Source organism: Paraburkholderia sp. SIMBA_053 (genome assembly GCF_046534895.1).
GTDB lineage: Bacteria > Pseudomonadota > Gammaproteobacteria > Burkholderiales > Burkholderiaceae > Paraburkholderia > Paraburkholderia caledonica.
This window is the reverse complement of sequence record NZ_JAWRXU010000843.1, coordinates 1-265: the sequence shown is the minus strand read 5'-3', so window position 1 is coordinate 265 and position 265 is coordinate 1. Positions and strand designations below refer to the sequence as shown.

The window sequence follows — 265 nt, the reverse complement described above, 5'->3', positions numbered from 1 at the left end:
CTTGCACGCGTTGAAAATGCGTCCATAATCTTTTAGTTACTTCCAGTCGTCTTCGAGGCCGAAACGGTCACGAAAGTAAGCCGATGCTACATGATCTCGTCGAGCAGTACGGGCCTGCTATCGTATTCGTCAATGTGCTTGCCGCATCCATCGGGCTGCCCGTGCCCGCGATGCCCTCCCTCGTGCTATTCGGCGCGATGGCCGCGATGCATCCCGGTTCGGTCGGCGCGCAAGTGCTGCCCGTGCTGGTGCTCGCGGTGTTCGC

At 59.6% G+C, this 265-nt stretch carries 1 pseudogene; it reads left to right on the top strand.

From position 1 onward, the window contains the following. Nucleotides 1–83: 83 nt before the first annotated feature. A pseudogene (locus SB753_RS37965) lies at nucleotides 84–265 on the top strand (hypothetical protein); the annotation flags it as partial.